Source organism: Trichormus sp. NMC-1, from assembly GCF_001858025.1.
Taxonomy (GTDB): Bacteria; Cyanobacteriota; Cyanobacteriia; order Cyanobacteriales; family Nostocaceae; genus Anabaena.
In genome coordinates this window covers 279,043-299,224 of record NZ_LZQD01000001.1, presented here as the reverse complement: position 1 = coordinate 299,224, position 20,182 = coordinate 279,043, and the positions used below count along the sequence as shown (strand labels likewise).

Sequence of the window (20,182 nt, the reverse complement as noted above, 5' to 3'; positions counted from 1 at the left end):
ATCCTACGCCTTTATTTTTATCGCTTTTAGAAATGTAAATTATCCCTAAGTAAATATCTACCAAGATTCTGCTCTACCTCTCTTGTAAGGATCACCTGTAAAAGGTTGAAAACCAATTATAGGATAGGCATCATCATTAGGTCCAAAAATCCGAATTACCGCTTCAGAAATAAACTGAGTTATACTAGCAACAATTCTGAAAATAGCCATATTATTGAAACTCCTTTTTTATTCGCTTGAGTGGCGATGTCTATAACTGTAGTTCTGTTATTTTCTAATTGCTCATATTTGCAATATATTGATAATATCCGCAATATTTTTTTAGATGTCTTTGCAATACTTTATTTTATGGAGATTGAAGAGTACGCAGATAAACATAACTAGCTTTAACCAAGTTTGAGGAACTTTTTTAAAGCAAAATGAAGCCATAAAAGTACAAAAACTTCAGTTATGGCATGGGTAACGATGTGAAAAGTCTTTTGGTATCTAGGTTTTATCAATACCTACGGCTCCCCTCTGGCATATATTTGCTGTCCTCAGCACCTTGAAGATTGCTCTAAATTATTTTTAATCACTATTAATAAATGTAAATTAATAGCTAGTTACAGATTACTTTTCCTGTAAACATAGGGCTTCATGGCATTTTTGACTATTAATTACCCTAATGCTTGACATTAATTATGGTAAGTTCTACCATAACAAAAGAAGCACTCTTTGTAGGACGCTCTCTCATGACAACCTTTCCCAATGTGGACTATGTACAGCAAAGCTACCATCATCCAGAACTAAATTTCAGTACTGAGGATTACAGCTTACTGACTGATCTTTACCAGCTAACAATGGCTGCTTGCTACACAGGTGAAGGTATAGAACAAAAACGTGCCAGCTTTGAATTGTTTGTCAGGCGCTTACCGGAAGGGTTTAGCTATTTAATTGCTATGGGGTTGGCGCAAGCTTTGGAATATTTGGCTAAATTCCGCTTTAATTCCTCGCAAATTGCGGCTTTGCAAGCTACGGAAATTTTTACTCATGCACCTGAGCGTTTTTGGTCATTATTAACAGAGGGCGGTTTTACTGGAGATGTGTGGGCAGTACCAGAAGGCACAGCGGTATTTGCTAAGGAACCATTATTACGAGTAGAAGCACCACTGTGGCAAGCGCAGTTAGTAGAAACCTATCTATTAAATACTCTGAATTATCAAACTTTAATTGCTACTAGGGCAGCAAGATTGCGTGATATTGCGGGAGAGAAAGCAAAACTTTTAGAATTCGGTACAAGAAGAGCTTTTAGTCCCCAAGCTTCTTTATGGGCAGCAAGGGCGGCTTTAGCAGGTGGTTTAGATTCCACCTCCAATGTGTTAGCAGCGATACAGCTAGGCGAAAAACCAAGTGGTACGATGGCACACGCTTTAGTTATGGCTTTGTCAGCTTTAGAAGGCAGTGAAGAACAGGCTTTTACTGCATTTCATCAATATTTTCCTGGTGCGCCTTTGTTAATTGATACATATGATACGGTTGCTGCTGCTCAAAGATTGGCAGAAAAGGTGAAAGCAGGGGAAATGACATTAAGCGGGGTGAGGTTAGATTCTGGAGATTTAGTAACTTTATCAAAAGAAGTGCGATCGCTCTTACCAAATGTGTCAATCTTCGCTAGTGGTGACTTAGATGAATGGGAAATTGCCAGATTAAAAGCCAAAGGGGCAGAAATTGATAGTTATGGCATAGGAACCAAACTAGTTACAGGTACACCAGTGAATGGAGTTTATAAACTTGTAGATATTGATGGCATTCCAGTTATGAAACAGTCTAGTGGTAAATTTACTTATCCAGGAAGAAAGCAAATTTTTCGCTCATTTGTAGGAAGTAAGTTACAAGCAGATAGATTGGGATTAGTTTCTGAAAATTCAGTTACAGAACAACCTCTATTAAAGTTGGTAATGAAGGAGGGTAAACAATTACAACCACAGGAAAGTTTAGCTACAATTCGTCAACGCACTGCCGCTTCTGTAGCTAGTTTACCGGAGGAAACACGAAGATTAGAAAATTCTGTTTCTGTGACAGTGGAGATTTCTGAACCTTTGCAGAAGTTGACGGAAGAAACTAAAAAAAAATAGCAAAGAAGGCAAAGTAAAATGAAGAGAATTGCTTTATTTGGTACAAGTGCAGATCCACCAACTGCTGGACATCAGAAAATTCTCAAATGGTTGTCTGAGGGTTATGATTGGGTGGCAGTTTGGGCTGCGGATAATCCTTTCAAGTCTCAACAAACTCCTTTATCTCATCGGGCAGCAATGTTACAATTGCTAATTACAGATATAGATGCCCCAAAACAAAATATTACTTTAGAACAAGATTTAAGTAGTTGGAGAACATTGGAAACTTTAGAAAAAGCTAAGATACTTTGGGGTGATGATGCCGAATATACTTTGGTAATTGGTTCAGATTTATTGGATCAATTACCACGTTGGTATCATGTGGAAAATTTGTTAAAACAAGTGCAGCTATTGGTGATTCCCCGACCAGGTTATGTAATAGATTATCCTAGTTTAGAGAGAGTTAAACAGCTAGGAGGGAAAATAGCGATCGCTAGTTTAACCGGTTTAGATGTCTCCTCAACCGCTTTTCGTGAACAAAAAGATCCCGAAACTCTGACACCTCATGTCTTTGCCTATATTCATCGTGAGCATTTGTACGTTTAAATGTCAGGACGTAATCATAAAAAGATTTCAAATCCGATCAATCAACAACCTTTGGCTGATTTCAAAGTCGGTGTAGATAATGTCATTTTTTCTGTAGATACTGCCCAAAATCGGCTATTAGTGCTGTTAGTAATGCGGCAGCAAGAACCATTTTTAAATTCTTGGAGTCTTCCTGGTACTTTGGTGCGTCAAGGAGAATCTTTAGAAGATGCAGCTTATCGCATTATGGCAGAAAAAATTAAAGTCCATAATCTCTATCTAGAACAACTTTATACTTTTGGTGGACCAAATCGTGACCCAAGGGAAAAGATTGATAGTTATGGTGTGCGTTATTTATCAGTTAGTTACTTTGCTTTAGTCCGGTTTGAAGAAGCAGAATTAATCGCTGATAAAGTTGCTGGTATTGCTTGGTATCCTGTTAAACAATTACCCAAATTAGCATTTGATCATAATGAAATTATTACCTATGGACACAGACGACTTAAAAATAAATTGGAATATAGTCCTGTAGCTTTTGATGTTTTGCCAGACACATTTACTTTGAATGATTTATATCAGTTATACACTACTGTTTTAGGAGAAAATTTCTCTGATTATTCTAATTTTCGAGCGCGTTTACTTAAGTTAGGTTTTTTATGCGATACGGGAATTAAGGTATCACGAGGTGCTGGCCGTCCTGCTAGTTTATATAAGTTTGATGCTGAGGCTTTTGCACCTTTTAAGGATAAGCCTTTGGTGTTTATTTAATGAGAATAGGGAATAGGGAATAGGGAATAGTATTTTATTTGAATGGAGGGAAGAAATTAGAAATGTCAGACATTAAAGATTTTAAGGATTTACAAATTTGGCAGAAAGGTATGGATATAGCTGAAAAATGCTATCTCCTAACCAAAACTTTTCCCAAAGAAGAGCTTTATGGTATGGTTCAACAAATTAGACGCTCATCCGTTTCTATTCCAGCCAATATAGCAGAAGGTTATGGAAGAAGAAAGAACATCTGGTGAATATATAAGATTTTTAAATATAGCTCAAGGCTCGATTAATGAATTACAAACACATCTTCTTATATCAGTGAGAGTGGGATTATGTGATGTTAAGGATATAGAGTTAATTTTTCAAAATCTTCAGGAAGAAACTAGAATGATTATTGCTTTAATAAAAAAATATACCCATAATAATCATTATACCTATTCCCTATTCCCTATTCCCTATTCCCTATTCCCTTGTTATATGAAAATAGCTATCGCTCAACTTAATCCTATCATTGGTGACTTACTCGGTAACTCCCAAAAAATTCTCGAAGTTGCTGAAAAGGCAGCTTCTTCAGGTGTGCGTTTATTATTAACACCAGAACTTTCTTTATGTGGTTATCCACCTAGGGATTTATTATTAAATCCTAGTTTTATAGAGGCAATGAATCTGACATTGCAACAATTAGCTAAAGATTTACCTGCCAATTTAGCTGTGTTAGTAGGAACTGTTGTTCAAAATAAAGAAGCACACATTACTGGGGGAAAAAATTTATTTAATAGTATTGCTTTATTAGAAGCAGGGAAAGTTAAACAATATTTCCACAAACGACTTTTACCAACCTATGATGTTTTTGACGAAAAACGTTATTTTGAAGCTGGATTACAAGCTAATTATTTCACTTTAGATGATATAAATATTGGCGTAACTATTTGCGAAGATTTGTGGAATGATGAGGAATTTTGGGGTAAACGTAGTTATGCAGTTAATCCTATTGCTGATTTATCAATTTTAGGTGTAGATTTAATTGTGAATTTATCTGCCTCACCCTATACTGTCGGTAAGCGAAAGTTACGAGAAGCTATGCTGCAACATAGTGCAGTCAATTTTAAACAACCAGTAATTTATACTAATCAAGTTGGTGGCAATGATGATTTGATTTTTGACGGACGCAGTTTTGCTTTAAATCGTCAAGGTGAAATTATCTGTCGCGCTAAGGGTTTTAAAGCTGATTTAGTAGTAGTTAAGTTTGATGAAATACAGCGCGATTTACAGTTAGGTTCTGTTTCCCCTGCTGATGAATCTGAAGATGAGGAAATTTGGCAGGCTTTGGTTTTGGGTGTGAAAGACTATATCCAGAAATGTCATTTTTATCAAGTAATATTAGGTTTAAGTGGTGGGGTTGATTCGGCATTAGTAGCGGCAATTGCCACTGCGGCATTGGGTAAGGAAAATGTCTTTGGTGTTTTGATGCCTTCTCTTTATAGTTCCCAACATTCTATTAGTGATGCTTTGGCTTTAGGCGAGAATTTGGGAATTAAAACTCATATTCTACCGATTGGCGAATTAATGCAGGGGTTTGATCACACTTTGGCTGATTTATTTGCAGGAACTGAGTTTGGTATTGCGGAGGAAAATATTCAATCTCGAATTCGTGGTAATTTATTAATGGCGATCGCTAATAAATTTGGACATCTCCTTCTCTCTACTGGGAACAAGTCGGAAATGGCTGTTGGTTACTGCACTCTTTACGGTGATATGAATGGCGGTTTAGCAGTGATTGCAGATGTCCCTAAAACCCGTGTTTATTCTCTTTGTCATTGGTTAAATTCTCATAACCAAACGGAAATTATTCCCCAAAATATTCTCACCAAAGCACCCAGCGCGGAACTGAAACCAGGTCAAGTTGACCAAGATTCTTTACCAGCCTATGATATTTTGGATGATATCTTAGAACGTTTAATTCACAACCACCAATCAGCAGTACAAATAGTTGCAGCAGGTCATGATCCAGAAATTGTCAACCGAGTGTTGCAAATGGTAGCAAGGTCTGAATTTAAACGACGACAAGCACCCCCCGGACTGAAAATCACTGACCGCGCCTTCGGTACTGGTTGGCGAATGCCTATTGCTAGTAAAATTAATTGGCTGACTGTGAACAATTCTCACCATATAACTAACGTCTCTACTGGTATTTCAACTCAAAAATGACAGTGGCAGTCGAAAAATAAGTCTTTGATTATACAAAAAGCCAATTTTCAGATTTTGCTGTTTCCCATCAATATAAGGAAGCAGCATTATTTATGGGGATTTTTTTAATCTTTAAAATAAGTAAAAATTTGCACCCATTTTCTAGTTCAGCGTATATATTCGGACATGAGCAGAAAAATTAGGTAAATAACGATAAGGTGCAGAATGAAACTACAAGATTTTTTAGGTACAGATGAAAAATGGGGCTACGAAGCGATCGCTCTTGACGCAGAATTACCACGTCAGATTCAACTACGGTTAATTGATTTGGGTTTACTTGAACCCCCAGCCGATGGAAAATTTGGCCCTGTTTCTACAGCAGCCCTCAAAAAATTTCAAGAGTTAATGAAAATTGGAGAGGCTGAATTTTTAGGAGCAATCACAGCCAAAGAACTGATTGAAACAAAAAAAGAAGAAATACCCCAACCAGCCCTAAAACTTGGAAACGATATTGCCAGCAGAATTATTAAATATATGCAGGCAAAAAAATATGAAGTATTCACAAACCCTCAAGAATACAACATAGTTTATATAGAAGGAATGAATGGGGATTGGACTCTTAATAATGATGCCCCCAATGAATTTAATGACCAACGGATTGTGATCGAAGTAATAGATGGTATTCCCAAAATTGTCAACAACTGGCAAGCAACTACTGAACCAGGAAAGCACTACACTTATAATCCAATGAATGATAAAGGTGCAGCTAGAATTCAGTTTGGGCAATACAAAGCTTGGTCTGTAGGACTGCATGGTACGGCACAGCCTCATGAAGCATTAAGACAAGTTGGAAATCTCACTGTTTGCAGAGATTTCAACAAAGACTTTAAAAGAACTGGCGATAAACTTGATACAGGTGATGATTTTTATATCAATCAACACTGGGGCTATGATTATCCTGTCAATGATATTAAAGGTGCCAGCGCAGGTTGTTTAGTGGGAAGAAGAATAGAAGGACATAAAGAGTTTATGGCGATTGTTAAAAAAGACCGTCGTTATGTAGCTAATAAGAATTATGTCTTTTACACAACAATTATTCCAGGGGATGATTTACTAAAACAGTTTCCTGGATAAAAAGCAAGTTTAAACTAGTGGGTAATGAGTAGAATTCATTACCCGTTGCTTTTGATATTGATGTGTTTCATTCCCAAAGCAAAATCTCAAATCCCAAATTGGATTAGCCACCAATCTCTCGCAGCATGGCTTCTACCCTGTCTAATCCTTCTGGATCATTACTACGTCGATATAAATCCCGGGCTTTTTGTAACACGCTGCTGGCTTGTTGGGTTTGTCGTCGCTGTTTGAACATTGAACCCATCAACTCATAAGTGCGGGGATTATTCCTATTTAAATTAATTGCTTGTTCATACGCCCACTTAGCTGATTCATAGTCTCCTAGCAAGGCTTGAGTTACGCCCAAACCTAAATAGGCATTAAGATTGCCACGATTCAGCTGAATAGCACGACGATAAGCTTCTTTTGCTCCAGCGGTGTCTCCTAAGTTACCTTTGATATAACCGACAGCGTAGTAAAAATCACTATTATTGGAGTCAATAGCGATCGCTCGACGGTACGCAGCTAACGCCAATTGAAAATTCCCTTGTTGAGCATATAAGTAGCCAATCCCAGAATGTATCTTGGCATTTCTGGGGTCTATATTTGCAGCTTGCTGATAAATTGCGATCGCCCCATTATAATCCCCTGTATCTACTAGTCTCCTCCCTTCTTCTAACAGTTGCTTTAACTGCGGATTTCTGGCTTGTGCCACTAATACCTCAGCTTGAGCTATTAAGGGTGTAGTAGTCATGACACATCCTAATAATAGAAAAGTTACTAAAAATGATGTTTGTTTGAACACAGTAAATTTCCTTAAAGTTTCGTAAAGTTTTTGTTTGTACATTAAAACAAAAATAGTTAATTTTGGAAAGTGTCTTTATTCACATTTGTTTAATATTAATAATTTAGGATTAATAATTTAGTCAATTTATCTATTGATGCCATAAAATTAGGCGATATTTTATACTAAAATTCAAATCAAAAAGACCTAACAATTCCAGTTAAAGTTGTGATACAGCAGAATTCAGAAGTCAGGAGTCAGGAGTAAAACTGCCTTGGTGTCTAGGTTTAAATTTTGATTCTGTACCTCATAACATCGGCAAGTGCTGTAATATCCTCCATGAGTAACTATGGCTACGCCACGCCAACTATCAATAATCAAACCTGATTCCCATAACATCCAAAAAGTTCCACCAATTCTGGCAATCTGCATCAGAAAAATGCAAAATTAGAATATATCAAGTTATTTGCTATTTTGGAAGTAAATTTATGCTGTTAAGTACCACTGACGTAATTCAAGGCGCTGTAATTGATTCATATTTGGGTATTGTGACAGCACAAGTTGTCTATGGTAGCAATTTCCTGCGGGATTTTTTGGCCAGCATTCGTGATATCGTTGGTGGACGTACAGGCAGCTATGAACGTCTCTTTGAGCAAGGACAACGAAAAGCATTAGAAGAGCTAGAACAAAGAGCGCAACGTTTAGGAGCAGATGCTGTAATTGGCATTGAAATGGATACAGGAACCATCAACGTTGACCAATCGGGAGTTTTATTACTAATTACTGCCACAGGTACAGCTGTTAAGATTCGTTAAAATTTTCCTGATTTTCTCATTAAGTAAAAGCGGGGATATTTGAGTACCTAAAATGCCGTTTCAAAGATATATATTTTGATAATTTCCATATCAAATATCTGCAATATGTAGTTATACAATCAATACCTTGTCCATCTTCTGTAGGTTGGGTTAAGCGACAGCGCAACCCAACGCATTTGTTGGGTTTCATGCTATTGCTCCGCAACGCTCACGCGAACAACCCAACCTACAAATCAAGGCTTTTTCCAATTTGGACAAGGTATTGACAATCAAACTTAAATGAGTGAATGAGTGAATTTAAAAGTTATTATTCCTACTAACGACATAGTGATCAAGTCTTTCTAGTGATAGATATAAAAACTTACAAAAAGTAATTTAATTTTGAATATACAAGCATAAATATACCTGAGAAAATTTCCTGAACTAGCAAGGGAGAAAATACACTATGTCATACGTAAATCGGGTAAATGATGATATGATACCCACAGAGACAGGTATTGCGAGTCGAGTAGCTGAATATCATGATCGTGTTCGCTGGGGTCCGATAATTTCCGGTGTCTTGGTTGGTTTAGCTACACAATTGGTTTTAAGTGCATTTTTTGGCGCTCTTGGGGCAGGTAGAATAGCTGACTCATTAGCACCTAGATCGATTACAGCGGGTGTTTCCAATAATGTAGGGCTTTGGTCGACTATTGCTTTGTTGATTTCCCTATTTGTTGGTGGTTGGGTAACAACCCGTGGTTGTGGACCAATGAATCGCAACACAGCGCTTCTTAATGGTGCTATTCTTTGGGCAACGACATTAGCTCTTAGCTCATGGCTATTAGCAACTGGAGTAACCGGTGCTTTCGGTGTTATTGCTGCTAACGCCGGAGACGTGATAAATCAAGTACAGCAGTCGGGTTCTACCATACCGCAAAATGTGCCTCAGTTAACTGCTGCACAAGCTCGTGAAATTGCAGCAGCAACTTCTAGAACTTTGTGGTGGTATGTCTTTGGTTCTTTGTTAGGTTTAGCTACTGCGCTCATAGGTGCGGTTGCCGGCGCTCGTACACCTCGTACTAATAATTACAATCATTAACGAATCCTTTGAACAACTAAAAATACTTAATTAATTTGTTAAGCACCTGGAAAGGGTGCTTTTTATTTGATTATTTAATGTTATGTTCGCTTAATTACTTATCAAAAAAACTCTCCGCGCGGTTCCCTAATTATAAGTCTTAAACTGAACACAATTTGTAATTTTTAATTAATAATTTTTAATTTTTAATTTTTAATTGGAGCGTTCGCGCAGCGTCTCGTAGAGAAGCGACTTGACTGCGATTACCAGCAGAGCTACAACTATTTAGATATAGTCATAGTCATCAAAATATAGCGAAGCTTTAACTACTAAAAACTCGCCTTTTAGTCATATATTATTGATTATTTCTACCACTTTAGGTATGCAGTTTCAACGCCTTCCTCTCTTCTAATCTTGGCATCTTTTTCAAACCAGTTAATAACTTGTTGTGTGGTTAAATCTTCAATTTTTACCTCATACTCTTGAGCGATATGTTGTAAAATCCTCAAGGAAGAAATTGTCAGTCTAGTTAAAAACTTTTCTGGAGAAGATAACAAAGCAGCATCTATTTTTGCTGATTCTTCCAGGGTTAAAAATTGAGTTGTTGATTGGTTTGGGGATACATCCATAAAATGATATTTTCAAACTTACAAAAATAAACTTATTCTTTAATCTGGTGCTTTTGCGCTTGTACCAAATAACCACAACGATGTTCACCATGAATCAGCGAATGGGTACGTTCTACAGTACAATCTGGTAAAATAGCCGCAAACATTTCTAATTCATTACCACAGACACTAGGAAAAGATTCAGCAACGTTAGAAATGGCGCAGGTATGTTCCATAAAAATGAATCTCTCCGCACCAGTAGCATCTGATTCCACAGCGTGAAACTCCGCCATAAAACCTTCTGCCTTTCGCAATTCTATCAAATTTGCGACTCGTTCCTGCAAAGAACCATTACCCACCCGTTCCCGATATTCCTGGGCTTTGCGTTCCCACTGTTTCCGTAAAATAGATTTTACTTGATCACGTCCTACAGTTTCCGCTAAGGTGTCAAGGAGAGAAACAGCAAAATCGCCATAACTATCATTTAAGCTATTGACGCTTTTTTGTAAGTGTTGTCTTCCTCGCCTACTCAAGTGATAAACGTGCTGTGGTCTGCCCATACTCGGTTGTTCTGATACCGAGTATATAACTAATTCATCCGTCTCCAAATCCTTTAAATGGCGGCGAATCGCTTGGGGACTGACATCAAAAGAGTTAGCCAACTCAACAGCCGTTGCTTGTGAGTGTTTCAATAGATACTTTAGGATATCCTGCTTCGTTGAGGTCTGCTGGGTAGTCGTCATCTTCTTTATTAGACGCTTCGCAAACGTCCCAAAATAAAAAACTTTTTTTCTGAAAATTTGACTTAAACAACATTGTTGTTGTTAATCTATCGTACAATGAAAATAGATTAAACAACAGCCGAGTTGTTTTAGTCGTTAAACCTATTCTAGCAGTCCTGTTAGCAATCGGTAACACAAAACGGGAGTCAGCGTTATGCAACCCGTCCGCCGTCCTTTAAAGAGAACACAGAAGAAAAGATGAGCGCATCCGTCACCACCTTAGTCAACCAACCTTACAAGTACGGCTTTGTTACCGATATTGAAGCCGATACTATCCCCCGTGGATTAAGCGAAGATGTTGTTCGCCTGATTTCCGCCAAAAAGAATGAGCCGGAATTCATGTTGGAATATCGCCTCCGCGCTTACCACCAATGGCTGAAAATGACAGAACCAACTTGGTCTCATGTCCAATATCCGCCTATTAATTATCAGGATATTATTTATTATTCTGCACCGAAACAAAAGAAAGCAAAACTCAATAGTTTAGATGAAGTTGATCCCACTTTATTGGAAACCTTTGCAAAATTAGGTATTCCTTTAAATGAACAAAAGCGATTAACCAACGTTGCTGTTGATGCGATTTTTGATAGTGTTTCTGTCGCCACTACATATAAAGAAAAACTGGCTAAAGAAGGCGTAATCTTCTGTTCTTTTTCGGAAGCTCTGCAAGAACACCCAGAACTAATTAAAAAATATTTGGGTAGCGTTGTTCCCATTGCTGATAATTATTTTGCAGCTTTAAATGCGGCTGTATTTAGTGATGGTTCTTTCGTTTATATTCCCAAGGGCTTAAAATGTCCAATGGAATTGTCTACATATTTCCGTATTAATTCCGGTGATACAGGACAGTTTGAACGGACTTTAATTGTCGCCGACGAAGGGAGTTATGTTTCTTATTTAGAAGGTTGTACAGCACCAATGTACGACAGCAACCAATTACACGCTGCGGTTGTGGAATTGGTGGCTTTAGATAATGCGGAAATTAAATATTCTACCGTTCAAAACTGGTACGCTGGTGATGTTAATGGTAAAGGCGGAATTTACAACTTTGTGACTAAACGTGGTTTGTGTCAAGGTGTCAATTCTAAGATTTCTTGGACTCAAGTAGAAACGGGTTCTGCTATTACTTGGAAGTATCCTAGTTGTGTGTTAGTTGGTGATAATTCTGTGGGTGAATTTTACTCAGTTGCATTAACAAATAATATGCAGCAAGCTGATACTGGTAGTAAGATGATTCACGTTGGCAAAAATACCCGCAGTACAATTATTTCTAAGGGAATTTCTGCTGGTAAATCTAGTAATAGTTACCGGGGTTTGGTTAAGATTAATCCTACTGCTAAGGGTGCGAGAAATTATTCTCAATGTGATTCGATGTTAATTGGTGATAATGCTCAAGCTAATACTTTTCCTTATATTCAGGTTCAGAATAATACTGGGAAGGTTGAGCATGAGGCTTCTACTTCTAAAATTGGTGAAGATCAATTGTTCTTTTTTGCTCAACGTGGTATTTCTTCGGAAGATGCTATTTCGATGATGATTAGCGGTTTCTGTAAAGATGTTTTTAATCAGCTTCCTATGGAGTTTGCTGTTGAGGCTGATAAGTTGTTGAGTCTGAAGTTGGAAGGTAGTGTAGGTTAAGAAGTCTCACGCAAAGGCGCAAAGGCGCAAAGAAAGAAAATAAGAAGAGAAGAAGGCAGAGAAGATGATTATTGAGAATAGTGGTTTGATTTTGTCGGTTAAGGGTTTGACGGCTAATGTTGATGAAACTCCGATTTTAAAGGGTTTGAATTTGGAGGTTCGCGCTGGGGAAGTTCACGCGATTATGGGACCAAATGGTTCTGGTAAGAGTACGTTTTCTAAGGTGTTGGCGGGACATCCAGCTTATACTGTTACTGGTGGTGAGGTGGTTTTTCAAGGACAAAATCTTTTGGAAATGGAAGCAGCAGAAAGAGCTAGAAGTGGTGTGTTTTTAGCTTTTCAATATCCTCTAGAAATTCCCGGTGTGAGTAATTTGGATTTTCTGCGGGTGGCTTATAATTCTCGTCGCAAAGCTCAAGGTTTGGAAGAGGTTGATGCTTTCGATTTTGATGATTTGGTTGAGGAAAAGCTGGATATTGTGAAGATGAATTCTTCTTTTCTTAACCGCAGTGTGAATGAGGGTTTTTCTGGTGGTGAAAAGAAGCGGAATGAAATTCTGCAAATGGCTATTTTAGAACCAAAGTTGGCGATTTTGGATGAAACTGATTCTGGTTTAGATATTGATGCTCTGAAAATTGTCGCTAATGGTGTTAATCAGTTAACTAATGCTGAAAATGCCACAATTATGATTACTCATTATCAACGTCTTCTCGATTATATTGTTCCTGATTTTGTTCATGTTATGGCGCAGGGACAAATTATTAGAAGTGGTGGTAAGGAGTTAGCGCTTGAGTTAGAATCTCGCGGTTATGATTGGGTTTTAGAAGAAGCTTTGGGAGTGGGTGTGTAATGTCTATTCCAATTAATGTTGATGTGTTAAATGAAGCTGCTTTATTATTAGATAGGGATGCTTATTTAACTGATTTGTTAAGTCGGGTAACTACCACAAAATCAGATGGTTGGTTACAAGATTTACGCGACGGTGCTGTTAATTGGGTGCGTCATTCTGTTATTCCTAATACCCGTGAGGAAGAATGGCGATTTACTGATTTATCAGCACTAAAACAGGTTACATTCAATAATGTAGAGACGTTCCATGGAACGTCTCTACAATCCATGATTTTACCTGAAGTTTCTCAACGTTTAGTATTTGTAAATGGTGTTTATGCACCTCATTTATCTAACATTACAGATTTACCTACTGGGTTAATAATCGGTAATTTGGATGTTTTACCTGGTGAAGTTATTCGGGAATATTTAGCGCAAGCTGAGGGAGCAAAGGAAGTTTTTACTGCTCTGAATACTGCGGCTTTAAATGATGTCGCGGTGGTATGGGTTGGTAAAAATGTGGTGGTTGAAAATCCCATTCATTTACTATTTGTTTCTGTGTCGGGTGAGTCTGCAATTATTTCTCAACCTCGTTGTTTGGTAGTAGCTGAAAGTAACTCTCAAGTAACTTTAATTGAAGAGTATATTTCATCTTCACAAAATGAGGGTGTTTATTTTAATAATGGTGTGACGGAAATCTGGGTAAATGAAAATGCTCAGGTGAGTCACAATAGAATTGTGCGGGAAGGTGCGGCGGCTTTTCATGTTGGGAAAACTGCTGTTACTCAGGCGCGATATAGTCGTTATAATTGTAATGCGGTGACTGTGGGTGGAAAAATATCACGTCACAATTTGGAGATTTTGCAAACTGGTGAACAAACGGAAACGACTCTGAATGGTTTAACTGTGATTGCTGATAATCAATTGGCTGATACTCACAGTGCTTTGTCTTTGAATCATCCTCATGGTGTGAGTAAACAGTTACATAAGTGCATTATAGGCGATCGCGCTCATGGTGTGTTTAATGGTAAGGTTTTTGTTCCTAAACTGGCGCAGTTAACTGACGCATCTCAATTAAATCGCAATTTGCTGTTATCATCTAAGTCGAGAATTGATACCAAACCTCAATTAGAAATCACTGCTGATAATGTTAAATGCGCTCATGGTGCTACTGTCAGTCAGTTGGAGGATAATGAAATATTCTATCTGCAAAGTCGCGGTATTGATGAAAATGATGCCCGCAAGTTATTAGTTAATGCTTTCGCAACGGAAATTATTAACTTTATTCCTGTTGCTTCTTTGCGAGAAAGTTTGTTGAGAACTGTCACAAGTCTCACGAATAAATAAATGCCTTGCACTAAAGTACAAGGCTAATAGCTAAAGTTCGTTAAAACGAACTAAATTTCTGAATGATTAATAGTCGGTTTTAACCGACTTCTGCTATTAGCCAGGGAATTTATTCCTTGGCGGGTTAAATGAGAAGTCTTGCACTAAAGTACAAGGCTAATAGCTAAAGTTCGTTAAAACGAACTAAATTTCTGAATAATTAATAGTCGGTTTTAACCGACTTGTGTTATTAGCCAGGGAATTTATTCCTTGGCGGTTTAAAATTCCCCTGAACTCTTTATTAAAAATGGTCATCACTTCTACCAAATCTCTCGCTGATAAAGTTCGTTCTGACTTCCCAATTTTACATCAGGAAGTTCACGGTAAACCATTGGTTTATCTCGATAATGCGGCTACTTCTCAAAAGCCTTTAGTTGTATTAAATGCTTGGCGTGATTATTACGAACAATATAATTCTAATGTCCACCGTGGCGCACATTCTCTCAGTGCAAAAGCGACTGATGCTTATGAAGCCGCACGGGATAAAATTGCTAAATTTATTCATGCGAAATCACGCCAAGAAATTGTTTACACCCGCAATGCTAGTGAAGCAATTAACTTAGTTGCTTACAGTTGGGGAATGGGCAATCTACAACCAGGAGATGAAATTATTCTCTCAGTTATGGAACACCATAGTAATATTGTTCCTTGGCAATTTGTTGCTCAAAAAACAGGTGCAGTCTTAAAATTTGTTGAATTAACACCGGAAGAAACTTTTGATTTGGAACAGTTTAAAACACTGATTTCTGAAAAAACAAAACTGGTGTCTATCGTTCATGTTTCTAATACTTTGGGCTGTATAAATCCAGCCAAAGAAATAGCTGAAATTGCTCACAGATACGGTGCGAAATTCTTACTGGATGCTTGCCAAAGTGTCCCCCATATGCCTATTGATGTCCAAGAACTGGACTGTGATTGGTTGGTAGCTTCTGGACATAAAATGTGCGCTCCCACTGGTATTGGCTTTTTATATGGTAAGTTGGAATTACTAGAAGCAATGCCGCCTTTTTTCGGTGGTGGTGAGATGATTGCAGAGGTATTTTTAGACCATTCCACCTATGCGGAATTACCCCATAAATTTGAAGCTGGTACTCCGGCTATTGGGGAAGCGATCGCTCTTGGTGCAGCGATAGATTATCTTACTAATATTGGTATGGATAAAATCCATGCTTATGAAGCCGAATTAACTGCTTATTTGTTCGCGCAATTAGCGCAAATACCCCAAATTAGAATCTACGGACCAAAACCCAATGCTGAAGGGGAAGGGAGAGCCGCATTAGCAGCTTTTACGGCAGAGGGTGTTCACGCTAATGATTTAGCAACTTTGTTAGATCAAGAAGGTGTGGCGATTCGTTCTGGACATCATTGTACACAACCATTACACCGTCATTTAAGTTTATCAGGAACTGCACGAGCAAGTTTATCTTTTTACAATACCCGCGAAGAAATTGATGTTTTCATTAAGGCTTTGAAGGAGACTTTGGACTTTTTTGCTGGTGTGTTTGCTGAGTAAATGTAGGGTGGGTATTTCCCACCTTTTTAATTAAAGAATGTTTCACGCAAAGACGCAAAGGCGCAAAGAGAATATTATAGAAATAGGTAAGATTTTAGTTATTTTATCTAGTATCGTGATGGAATGTATTATATATGCTTCTCCAGTCAATTATTGCTGAACAAAGAACGGTTTTATATAACGTTAGCTGGGATACCTTTGAAGCCTTATTGAGAGATACAGGTGAAGATAGGGGTTCTCGGTTTGCTTATGACTGCGGTACTTTAGAAATTATGACTCCACTTTTTGAACACGAAAACCCGAAAATTCAATTTGACAGATTGATATTTTCTTTAGCTGAAGAATTAGATATTGAAGTTAGAAGTGCTGGTTCTACAACATTAAAACGTAAATCTTTTGCAAAGGGAATAGAACCAGATAGTTGCTATTATATCCAAAATGAAGCAGCTATGAGAGGTAGGGAAACTTTAAATCTAGAAATAGATCCTCCTCCAGATTTAGCAGTTGAAATTGATATTACTAGCAGTTCTGTGAATAAGTTTAATATTTATGCGGCCTTATGTGTGGCTGAACTGTGGAAATATGACGGTGAAGTTTTGAAGTTTTATCAATTGGTGGAAAATCAATATATTGAGATTAAGTTTAGTATGACTTTTTCTTTAGTTTCTGTTGGGGATATGAATAGATTTATCCAGCAAAGTAAAACTATGGGTGAAATTGCTTTGTTGAAATCTTTCCGCGCTTGGGTACGGGGAAAGATAGGGTAGTTTACTTACCGCAAAGTTAAAGAGGAAATAATGTTTGTATCAAAGTTATATACAGACAACTGGACGGGAAACAGAAATGAAGAAAACTTCATTGAAAATCCAAATTGGCAACAAATTAAAACGGCTATTTGTGATTTATATAGCAATACTAAAACTTTAGTCAGTTTAGAAGTAGACGACGAGAGTTATATGATGATTGGTGGTGGTAATGCTGGTAAATATATTGTTACTGCAACTTTAGATAATGAGGTGTTTTATTATCTTTTGTATCCGGTTGATTATGAAATAGCTAAATCAGATGTTGATGCTAAAAATAATAATTTATCTATTTTTTATCAATCATTAATAAATGCAAATAACAATAATGTAAATTCTCCTAATGAGCAAAAATTAATTGTTGGTGGACAAGCTGGAAATTATTCTGATAAAATTTGTGTTAATTTACCTCAATGCTTAATAGCTGCCATCACTTTTGCTGAATCAGGTGAACTTGAACCTTTGTTTTCTTGGGAAGAAGATGAATCTTTAGTTACTGCATAATTAAACTATGAATCCTTACGAATTACCAGCAGGAATTGAAATACAAAGAGACTTTGAAAGCAATGAAGACTCTCTATTAATGCGGCTGTTTCTTGATTTTGCTAGTACAGAAGCATTGAAAAATAATACACTGCAACCTTATACAACACAAATGTCTGAAACTGCTCATCAACTAATTGAAGGTGTACAATTAGACGATGAGTAAGTTTGTTCGTAATAACTGGGAAATTTATTTTCATCCCCAATTATTTGGTACTCAATATCAAGCATTATCAAACCGCATTGCTAATTTGCGTAGATTGTGAAGTGACACTCAATGAACGGGAGTAGGATTTAGAGCGATTCCTACGGAGCGCTATCGCACACACCCTCTTAACCAATTCTCCCCAATCTCCCAGACTAGCTTATAATTTCCAAGGGGCGCACGCTCTCCACAGGTAAGTCAAAGGGGGATAGATGACACTTAAGCGGTTGCTGTTAATTGGGCTGACACTGTTAGCAATGATGTTGTCGGGGTTGTCTTTATTTGCTAGTTGGCAAAAACCTCAGTTCCAAAGTCGTCTGGAACTGTATCAAACTAATATTGTGCTACAAGCTCAAGCATGGCAACCAGAAGATAGCAACGACGGGAATTTCCCAGCCATTCGGGAAGCCATACTGGGGGATAAACCTTTAGAAAGTGCTACCAAGCAATATCAAGAAGCGCGTGATTCTGTCCAAACTAATTTGGACAAAGCCGAAAACAAACTCGCAAAACTGCGTGTCACACCTCCTAAACCTCTACCAAATGAAGCTCTTGATACCAGTACCTCTTCCCAAGAACAGCAACAGTTAGAGAAGTCTGTCAACCAGCTGCAAAAATTGCGGCATGAATTAGATTTGCGGCTAGGAATCTTACAAGCAAAGCAAGGACAAACCGATAGCGCCCTCAGCACTTGGAGTCAATTACAGCAACGCTCAGATATCAATCCAGAATTTAGCGAAACAGCTAACATATTAAGCGGAATTTGGAGCAACCCCCCTCGTTTACTCCCAAATGCCCAACAACTGATTCAAAAGAATTTAGACGGTTGGTTTCGGTCTATTGCCTTGATTCAGTTATATAAACTTCAGCAACGTCAAGATGCTCTATCAGCCATTCAAGTTGCTCAACAAGCATCTGCCACGGACGCAGTTTGGAAATTAGCAATAATTGCGACTATCCCCAGTTTAACGGCGTTAATTGGCGTAGTACTGCTGGTAGTTTTAGTTATTCAGCGTTTACTGAAGGGAAGAGAATCTATATTGGCTGAAAATGGTGAAAAGCCTTGGTCAACACCTTGGGGCGTGGAAACAATTTTACAGGTTTTTGTCCTGGGATTTTTCTTGATGGGACAATTATTTATACCTGAATTATTAACTCTTCTTCCTATTCCCCGTTCTACAGGTAATGCGCGAGTTCAGGCTTTCTCCGTTTTGATAAGTTACTTGCTAGTTGCCTTGGGTGCGTTGTCAGTGCTGTATTTCTCTATCAAACGCTATTTTCCCCTCCCAGAAGAATGGTTCCGTTTCAGGTTGAAAGGTAATTGGTTTTTGTGGGGACTGGGTGGCTATTGCACCGCTTTACCCATTGTAGTGATAGTGTCTTTAATTAATCAAAAATTATGGCAAGGACAAGGCGGTAGTAATCCGCTCTTACAACTAGCGCTGGAAAGTAGAGATAACATAGCATTGGGAATATTTTTCTTTACAGCTGGTATAGCTGCACCACTTTTTGAAGAACTTCTATTTCGCGGCTTTTTGTTACCTTCTCTAACTCGTTACATTCCAGTTTGGGGGTCAATTTTACTTAGTAGTTTGTTATTTGCCGCTGCTCATTTGAGTTTGTCGGAAATTCTACCGCTGACAGCATTAGGCATGGTATTAGGAGTAGTGTACACGCGATCGCGCAACCTGTTTGCCCCTATGCTCCTCCACAGCCTTTGGAATAGCGGTACATTACTCAGTTTATTTCTTTTGGGTAGTGGAAATAATTAAGCTCATTAGCAGATGCCAAAATGCCCACCTTAGCAAGGATTTGGTGGGCAATGCCCACCCTAGTACCGCAGGGCGGAAGTCAAAAGTCAAAAGTCAAAACGAAGACAGCATAAGATTGTTGGAGATTTAGAATGGTTGGTTTATTTACGCCGTGCTGTACTAGGTATATTTCCAAAATCAAATATTATTCCTATAACAATTTTGACCTAGTTACCTGATTTTGAGTTGCAATTTTGTACCTCCTAAAATCTGCTGTATTACATTAGAGCAGTTTTCATGTATTTGAACCACTATTATTAAACCTAACCCCCAGCCACTTCCCTTCAAGGGCAGGGGGGTAAATCAAAGCCTCTCTCCTTGCAGGAGAGACTCACATCTTGCACCTGGCGACTGGAAGTCGCGGCTAGACAGACAAAACCCGCCTACGCGGGTTTGAAACCACTGATTTTCCGTGAGTCCGCGCAGGCGGACTTAGTTTGTGTAGCCACGAATTCTATTCGTTAGGGCTTGGTGCAAGATATGTGGAGAGGTTTGGAGAGAGGTCGGTTTGTGGTCTGTTTACCTGAAAATAGCTGTAAGTAGCATTTATTTATGTATATTCGCTTTATTGTTGGATTTAGAGGCGTTATATATAATGTTTCTACATAATTTACTTGGCACAGCCTTACATAGAATTGATTGAAGACTCTTTTT

General features: G+C 38.0%; 20 protein-coding genes and 1 pseudogene. 16 read left to right on the top strand and 5 right to left on the bottom strand.

The window, feature by feature from the left end; genetic code table 11:
- Positions 1-57: 57 nt before the first annotated feature.
- Entirely contained in the window at positions 58-210 is a 153-nt protein-coding gene (locus A9Y75_RS01350) for a nicotinate phosphoribosyltransferase (RefSeq protein WP_071187521.1), read from the bottom strand.
- Between the two features lie 521 nt (positions 211-731).
- On the opposite strand from A9Y75_RS01350, the gene A9Y75_RS01345 reads away from it, so the two are divergent.
- The 6 genes and pseudogenes from A9Y75_RS01345 to A9Y75_RS01320 all read left to right on the top strand — a co-directional run bounded on the left by A9Y75_RS01345 (position 732) and on the right by A9Y75_RS01320 (position 6,773).
- Positions 732-2,114, top strand: a complete 1,383-nt coding sequence (locus A9Y75_RS01345; protein ID WP_071188781.1) for a nicotinate phosphoribosyltransferase — start codon at positions 732-734, stop codon at positions 2,112-2,114.
- Between the two features lie 18 nt (positions 2,115-2,132).
- A pseudogene (locus tag A9Y75_RS01340) lies at positions 2,133-2,775 on the top strand (nicotinate-nucleotide adenylyltransferase).
- The gene (locus A9Y75_RS01335) at positions 2,700-3,446 is read left to right on the top strand and encodes an NUDIX domain-containing protein (protein ID WP_071187519.1); all 747 of its coding nucleotides are present in this window, start codon (positions 2,700-2,702) and stop codon (positions 3,444-3,446) included. The pseudogene A9Y75_RS01340 and the gene A9Y75_RS01335 overlap by 76 nt, the downstream one beginning before the upstream one ends.
- A 62-nt stretch (positions 3,447-3,508) precedes the next feature.
- The gene (locus tag A9Y75_RS29235) at positions 3,509-3,703 is read left to right on the top strand and encodes a four helix bundle protein (RefSeq protein ID WP_236721297.1); all 195 of its coding nucleotides are present in this window, start codon (positions 3,509-3,511) and stop codon (positions 3,701-3,703) included.
- The gene (locus A9Y75_RS01325; RefSeq protein ID WP_236721296.1) at positions 3,678-5,660 is read left to right on the top strand and encodes an NAD+ synthase; all 1,983 of its coding nucleotides are present in this window, start codon (positions 3,678-3,680) and stop codon (positions 5,658-5,660) included. The genes A9Y75_RS29235 and A9Y75_RS01325 overlap by 26 nt, the downstream gene beginning before the upstream one ends.
- A gap of 204 nt (positions 5,661-5,864) precedes the next feature.
- Positions 5,865-6,773 (top strand): peptidoglycan-binding domain-containing protein, encoded by a 909-nt coding sequence (locus A9Y75_RS01320; protein ID WP_071187517.1) that lies wholly within the window; start codon positions 5,865-5,867, stop codon positions 6,771-6,773.
- 103 nt (positions 6,774-6,876) lie between these two features.
- On the opposite strand, the gene A9Y75_RS01315 is transcribed toward A9Y75_RS01320, so the two are convergent.
- Together A9Y75_RS01315 and A9Y75_RS01310 are read right to left on the bottom strand one after the other, a co-directional pair.
- Positions 6,877-7,557 (bottom strand): tetratricopeptide repeat protein, encoded by a 681-nt coding sequence (locus A9Y75_RS01315; RefSeq protein WP_071188779.1) that lies wholly within the window; start codon positions 7,555-7,557, stop codon positions 6,877-6,879.
- Between the two features lie 222 nt (positions 7,558-7,779).
- A complete protein-coding gene (locus A9Y75_RS01310) occupies positions 7,780-7,968 on the bottom strand; it encodes a hypothetical protein (protein ID WP_071187511.1) in 189 nt (62 codons plus the stop codon).
- Between the two features lie 56 nt (positions 7,969-8,024).
- On the opposite strand from A9Y75_RS01310, the gene A9Y75_RS01305 reads away from it, so the two are divergent.
- Together A9Y75_RS01305 and A9Y75_RS01300 are read left to right on the top strand one after the other, a co-directional pair.
- A complete protein-coding gene (locus A9Y75_RS01305; RefSeq protein ID WP_071187508.1) occupies positions 8,025-8,351 on the top strand; it encodes a YbjQ family protein in 327 nt (108 codons plus the stop codon).
- A gap of 445 nt (positions 8,352-8,796) precedes the next feature.
- The gene (locus A9Y75_RS01300) at positions 8,797-9,432 is read left to right on the top strand and encodes a hypothetical protein (protein ID WP_071187506.1); all 636 of its coding nucleotides are present in this window, start codon (positions 8,797-8,799) and stop codon (positions 9,430-9,432) included.
- 347 nt (positions 9,433-9,779) lie between these two features.
- Here the strand turns inward: A9Y75_RS01300 and A9Y75_RS01295 are convergent, their stop codons facing one another.
- Together A9Y75_RS01295 and sufR are read right to left on the bottom strand one after the other, a co-directional pair.
- Entirely contained in the window at positions 9,780-10,040 is a 261-nt protein-coding gene (locus A9Y75_RS01295) for a hypothetical protein (RefSeq protein ID WP_071187504.1), read from the bottom strand.
- Positions 10,041-10,072: 32 nt separating this feature from the next.
- Positions 10,073-10,762: an iron-sulfur cluster biosynthesis transcriptional regulator SufR gene (gene sufR, locus A9Y75_RS01290; RefSeq protein WP_071187502.1), complete on the bottom strand. Its 690-nt coding sequence runs from the start codon at positions 10,760-10,762 to the stop codon at positions 10,073-10,075.
- 237 nt (positions 10,763-10,999) lie between these two features.
- Between sufR and sufB the strand changes: the two genes are divergently transcribed.
- From sufB to A9Y75_RS01250, 8 genes are all read left to right on the top strand, one after another.
- On the top strand, positions 11,000-12,439 hold the full coding sequence (sufB, locus tag A9Y75_RS01285; protein ID WP_071187500.1) for a Fe-S cluster assembly protein SufB: 1,440 nt from the start codon (positions 11,000-11,002) through the stop codon (positions 12,437-12,439).
- Positions 12,440-12,503: 64 nt separating this feature from the next.
- Complete coding sequence (gene sufC / locus A9Y75_RS01280; protein WP_071187498.1) at positions 12,504-13,289, top strand: Fe-S cluster assembly ATPase SufC; 786 nt, start codon at positions 12,504-12,506, stop codon at positions 13,287-13,289.
- Entirely contained in the window at positions 13,289-14,614 is a 1,326-nt protein-coding gene (sufD, locus tag A9Y75_RS01275; RefSeq protein WP_071187496.1) for a Fe-S cluster assembly protein SufD, read from the top strand. Before sufC ends, sufD begins: the two co-directional genes overlap by 1 nt.
- Positions 14,615-14,900: 286 nt before the next feature.
- On the top strand, positions 14,901-16,166 hold the full coding sequence (locus A9Y75_RS01270) for a cysteine desulfurase (protein WP_071188778.1): 1,266 nt from the start codon (positions 14,901-14,903) through the stop codon (positions 16,164-16,166).
- Between the two features lie 134 nt (positions 16,167-16,300).
- Positions 16,301-16,933 (top strand): Uma2 family endonuclease, encoded by a 633-nt coding sequence (locus A9Y75_RS01265; protein ID WP_071187494.1) that lies wholly within the window; start codon positions 16,301-16,303, stop codon positions 16,931-16,933.
- A 30-nt stretch (positions 16,934-16,963) separates the two neighbouring features.
- Positions 16,964-17,473 (top strand): hypothetical protein, encoded by a 510-nt coding sequence (locus A9Y75_RS01260; RefSeq protein WP_071187493.1) that lies wholly within the window; start codon positions 16,964-16,966, stop codon positions 17,471-17,473.
- Between the two features lie 7 nt (positions 17,474-17,480).
- Positions 17,481-17,678, top strand: a complete 198-nt coding sequence (locus A9Y75_RS01255; RefSeq protein WP_071187491.1) for a hypothetical protein — start codon at positions 17,481-17,483, stop codon at positions 17,676-17,678.
- 251 nt (positions 17,679-17,929) lie between these two features.
- Positions 17,930-19,489, top strand: coding sequence for a CPBP family glutamic-type intramembrane protease (locus tag A9Y75_RS01250; protein ID WP_071187489.1), 1,560 nt, complete (start codon positions 17,930-17,932; stop codon positions 19,487-19,489).
- The last annotated feature ends 693 nt before the right edge of the window (positions 19,490-20,182 follow it).

Bases quoted from the DNA above. Each gene is read 5' to 3' on its own strand.
- A9Y75_RS01250 (WP_071187489.1), top strand. From the start codon at position 17,930: ATGACACTTAAGCGGTTGCTGTTAATTGGGCTGACACTGTTAGCAATG.
- A9Y75_RS01345 (WP_071188781.1), top strand. From the start codon at position 732: ATGACAACCTTTCCCAATGTGGACTATGTACAGCAAAGCTACCATCAT.
- A9Y75_RS29235 (WP_236721297.1), top strand. From the start codon at position 3,509: ATGTCAGACATTAAAGATTTTAAGGATTTACAAATTTGGCAGAAAGGT.
- A9Y75_RS01335 (WP_071187519.1), top strand. From the start codon at position 2,700: ATGTCAGGACGTAATCATAAAAAGATTTCAAATCCGATCAATCAACAA.
- A9Y75_RS01260 (WP_071187493.1), top strand. From the start codon at position 16,964: ATGTTTGTATCAAAGTTATATACAGACAACTGGACGGGAAACAGAAAT.
- sufB (WP_071187500.1), top strand. From the start codon at position 11,000: ATGAGCGCATCCGTCACCACCTTAGTCAACCAACCTTACAAGTACGGC.
- A9Y75_RS01300 (WP_071187506.1), top strand. From the start codon at position 8,797: ATGTCATACGTAAATCGGGTAAATGATGATATGATACCCACAGAGACA.
- A9Y75_RS01265 (WP_071187494.1), top strand. From the start codon at position 16,301: ATGCTTCTCCAGTCAATTATTGCTGAACAAAGAACGGTTTTATATAAC.
- sufC (WP_071187498.1), top strand. From the start codon at position 12,504: ATGATTATTGAGAATAGTGGTTTGATTTTGTCGGTTAAGGGTTTGACG.
- A9Y75_RS01270 (WP_071188778.1), top strand. From the start codon at position 14,901: ATGGTCATCACTTCTACCAAATCTCTCGCTGATAAAGTTCGTTCTGAC.
- A9Y75_RS01305 (WP_071187508.1), top strand. From the start codon at position 8,025: ATGCTGTTAAGTACCACTGACGTAATTCAAGGCGCTGTAATTGATTCA.
- sufR (WP_071187502.1), bottom strand. From the start codon at position 10,762: ATGACGACTACCCAGCAGACCTCAACGAAGCAGGATATCCTAAAGTAT.
- A9Y75_RS01350 (WP_071187521.1), bottom strand. From the start codon at position 210: ATGGCTATTTTCAGAATTGTTGCTAGTATAACTCAGTTTATTTCTGAA.
- A9Y75_RS01310 (WP_071187511.1), bottom strand. From the start codon at position 7,968: ATGCAGATTGCCAGAATTGGTGGAACTTTTTGGATGTTATGGGAATCA.
- A9Y75_RS01255 (WP_071187491.1), top strand. From the start codon at position 17,481: ATGAATCCTTACGAATTACCAGCAGGAATTGAAATACAAAGAGACTTT.
- A9Y75_RS01295 (WP_071187504.1), bottom strand. From the start codon at position 10,040: ATGGATGTATCCCCAAACCAATCAACAACTCAATTTTTAACCCTGGAA.
- A9Y75_RS01325 (WP_236721296.1), top strand. From the start codon at position 3,678: ATGGAAGAAGAAAGAACATCTGGTGAATATATAAGATTTTTAAATATA.
- A9Y75_RS01320 (WP_071187517.1), top strand. From the start codon at position 5,865: ATGAAACTACAAGATTTTTTAGGTACAGATGAAAAATGGGGCTACGAA.
- sufD (WP_071187496.1), top strand. From the start codon at position 13,289: ATGTCTATTCCAATTAATGTTGATGTGTTAAATGAAGCTGCTTTATTA.